Genomic DNA, 3,762 nt, shown 5'->3' with positions numbered 1-3,762 from the left:
AATCAACATCATCTTTTATATCAGTCTTTTTAAAGAAATCCATAGTCATAAATTGAGGGCTAATATTTTTGTAAGTTTTTGATTTAGCTCTCTCAACCATCTCAGGCATAATATCTATACCTATATAGTATAAGTTGATGTTATTTTTATCTATATATTCTGCCAAACTACCAACCCCGCATCCAACATCAAGCAAAACATTACCGCTCATATTAAAATGCTCTATCAATGCCTTAAACCTTAAATTCTGCGCCTCTTCAGACTCCCAGTCTACCACTTTATAATCTGGGATATTTAAATCATTTACTCTGTTTATATAATGATCAACTATTATAGATTTTCTGCTTTCTTCCATAAAATATAATCTCTCTTTATTTATCAATTTATATAATTATTTATTCAAACTTAATTTATATATAGTTCTCTCTTTATAATCCTTATCAGGAGAATATATTATACTAGGAAAATGTAAAAAATTCAAAGCACCAGGTAAATACTCACTCTCAAAACAAAAAGCCATATGTTTGTTTAATACAGTCTTTCTCACCTCTCTATTATTAAGCATGTTGCCAGAATAAAAATGCATAGCAGGTTGTGTTGTATAAAACTCTAAACTTATACCTGTTTTTTCACTATAAGCCTTAGCTTTTAATTTGTCTATATCATTATTAGTAAATATAAAACAATTATCATATCCTCCGCATTTTTCTATATCTAGCCCTACTTTTTTGTTTTTTGTAAAGTCAAAAGGAGTACTCTCTATTTTTAAAATCTCTCCAGTAGATACACATTCATCTGTTACAGGAAGATAATATTTTGAATCTATAAATAATTCATGTTCATATATAGTGCCATCTCCATTTAAGTTCCAATAGGCATGATTAGTAAAGTTTAAAGGAGTTTTTTTATCTGTCTTTGCAAAATAATCTATTATTATCTCGTTATCATCAGTGAGAGTATAAGTAATATTAATATTTACGTTTCCTGGGTAGCCCTCTTCACCGTCTTTTGAGAAATAAGAAAATAATACGCTTTTATCATTAATACATTTAGAATCAAACTTCTTAAATGATATACCCTCAACACCTCCATGAAGATGATGTTTATTGTTATCATTTTTAGCTAATTTATATGTTAAGCCGTCTAATGTAAACTCTGCATCTATAGTTCTATTTGCCACCCTACCAACAGAAGCACCTATATAATCATGAGGTTTAAGATAAAAATTAATATCATCGCTTCCAAAAGAAACCTGAATATCATTATTATTTTTATCTTTTACAAACACACCAACTATTGAAGCTCCAATATCTGTGAGTTTTAATACCATATCATTTTTGTTTTTTAATTCATAAAGTAAATAGCCATTATTAAAATTTTTTACTTGCATATTTTAGATTCTCCAATTTTTTATAATTATATAAAAATTTTTACTAGTTTTCAACATAATTTTAATTTATATTTGTAATAAAAAATATTGTTTTTTTTACATAGTAAATATAAAATATAGAACATAATTATTTTTAAGGATTATAGAAGTGAAAGATTTACTTATTGAAATATTAGTTGAAGAGATACCTGCAGATTTTGCCTATCCTGCAAGTATGAGTTTTAAGAAGATTATGGAAGATACCCTAAAAAATAATGGTATAGGTTTCAAATCCATAATATCCTACACTACTCCAAGAAGATTATCTGTTCTTGTTGAAGAAGTAGAGGAAAAGTCAAAAGATGAAGTTATAGAATCAAGAGGACCTTTATTAGAAAGTGCTATAAAAGACGGCAGCTTAACAAAAGCAGGAGAAGGGTTCTTAAAATCTCATAACATTGACAATATTAAAAATATAGATGAAAAAGAAGATTTTAATAAAGCATATATAAAAGAAGTTGGCGGAAAAAAATATTTATTTGTAAAGAAAGAAAAAAAAGGCGTAGATACTAAAAAATTATTTGAAGAAGTGCTAGAAGATATTGTAGCTAAAATAGATTTCAAAAAGAAAATGAGATGGGCAGATAAGGACTTTGCATTTGTACGCCCTATTAGAAATGTACTTGCTTTATTTGGCAATGAAGTTATAAAAACTACTGTTGCTGGAATAGAAACTAATAATAAAGTAACTGGTCATAGACTACTCTCTCCAGAGTTTAAAGAAATTAATAAACCTAAAGATTATGAAAAAACTTTAGCAGAAAAACATGTAATTGTTTCAAGAGAGAAAAGATTAGAAAATATAGTTAGTCAATTAGAAAAAATAGAAAAAGAGCTTGGTTTTGAAGCAGTATCAAAGAAAAAAGTTTCTGAAATAGTTGTTGATTTGGTAGAAGAGCCTTATTTACTTACGGCTGAGTTTGATTCTAAATTTTTGGAAGTGCCTAAAGAAGTTTTAACAAGTGAAATGATTGAGCATCAAAAATATTTCCCATTATGTAAAAAAGATGGCTCTTTAACTAATATATTTGTAATCACAGCTAATCAGCCTAAAACTCCTCAAATAATAGCAGGAAACATAAGAGTATTAACAGCAAGACTTTCAGACGGTAGATTCCTTTATCAAGAAGATATTAGAAAAGGTATGGACGAGATGAATGAAAGACTTGAGATGCTTATGTTTAGAAAAGAGCTTGGAAGTGTTTCTGATAAAGTAAAAAGGCTTGAGAGAAACTCTGAACTTTTAATAAAGCTTTTAGGATATGAGAAAGACAAAGAAAATATACTTAAAGCTATAAAATATATGAAATCAGATTTGGTAAGTAATATGGTTTACAACTTCCCAGAGCTTCAAGGTATAATGGGCGGTTATTTTGCTAAGTCTATGAATCTTAATAATGATGTGGCTTTAGCTATAAATGAACAATACAGACCTCTATTTGCCACAGACAATATACCTTCAAATGATACTGGTAAGGCTATAGCTATACTTGATAAGATGGATAATATTGTAGCTGGTTTTTATGTTGCTGATATACCTACTGGTTCTCAAGACCCTAATGCTTTGAGAAGACAGGCTCTTGGTATTGTAAATATTCTTATAAAATCTAAAAAGCATGTTAATCTTAAAAAATTAATAGAAGATTCTATTAACTCTATGCCTAAAGATGCTAAAATAAATAAAAGCAGTGATTTATTGAATGATATATTTGAGTTCTTTAAATCTCGTTTTGAAAATGATATTGACTTTGCAAAAGATTCTGTTGCAGGAGTTCTTTCTACTGGTATAGATGATATGTATGATGCTTACTTAAAGATAGAAGCTATTGATGCGTTTAGAAAGAAAAATGAAGAATTATTCTCTAATCTTTTATTAGTATTCAAGAGAGTTAAAAATATGATTAAATCTGCTAAAGAAGTTAATTTAGATGAATCATTATTAAAAGAAGAAGCAGAAAAATCTTTGTATAATATTTATAAAGAAAAATTAAATGAAGTTAATAAACTTATGGAAAAAAGAGAATATGAACAAACATTTGCTTTATTAGCTAGTCTTTATGAACCATTAGATAAGTTCTTTAAAGATATTATGGTAAATGTAGATGATGAGAAAATAAAAAACAACCGTATAGCTTTGCTTTCTTCAGTAGATAAGATTTTCAAGAATATGCTTGACTTCTCTAGTTTGGTAAAATAATAAATAAGATTATAAATTAAAGGGACTTTATTAATAAAGTCCCTTTTTTATATAAAAAATAATTGATTAGGATAAATTGGATTATATTTTGTCAATTTTTATTTTTTATAAACGTATTGTCAACTTTTTCCCGCCG

At 27.4% G+C, this 3,762-nt stretch carries 3 protein-coding genes; 1 reads left to right on the top strand and 2 read right to left on the bottom strand.

Annotation, left to right across the window (positions count from 1 at the left end; all coding sequences use genetic code 11):
• Both E6A48_RS07030 and E6A48_RS07025 read right to left on the bottom strand, forming a co-directional pair.
• Positions 1-355: class I SAM-dependent methyltransferase (locus E6A48_RS07030; protein WP_219709329.1), on the bottom strand; the 355-nt coding region annotated here is incomplete at its 3' end.
• Between the two features lie 36 nt (positions 356-391).
• Positions 392-1,390: an aldose epimerase family protein gene (locus E6A48_RS07025; RefSeq protein ID WP_219709328.1), complete on the bottom strand. Its 999-nt coding sequence runs from the start codon at positions 1,388-1,390 to the stop codon at positions 392-394.
• A 148-nt stretch (positions 1,391-1,538) separates the two neighbouring features.
• On the opposite strand from E6A48_RS07025, the gene glyS reads away from it, so the two are divergent.
• Positions 1,539-3,626 (top strand): glycine--tRNA ligase subunit beta, encoded by a 2,088-nt coding sequence (gene glyS / locus E6A48_RS07020; protein ID WP_219709327.1) that lies wholly within the window; start codon positions 1,539-1,541, stop codon positions 3,624-3,626.
• Positions 3,627-3,762 lie beyond the last annotated feature (136 nt).

Origin of the sequence: Brachyspira pilosicoli (assembly GCF_019402445.1) — a bacterium.
In the GTDB taxonomy this organism is placed as follows: Bacteria; Spirochaetota; Brachyspiria; order Brachyspirales; family Brachyspiraceae; genus Brachyspira; species Brachyspira pilosicoli_B.
This window is presented reverse-complemented; position numbering and strand designations above follow the sequence as displayed.

What these genes read in the sequence shown, in the direction of transcription:
- E6A48_RS07025 (WP_219709328.1), bottom strand. Translation starts at nt 1,390, where the DNA reads ATGCAAGTAAAAAATTTTAATAATGGCTATTTACTTTATGAATTAAAA.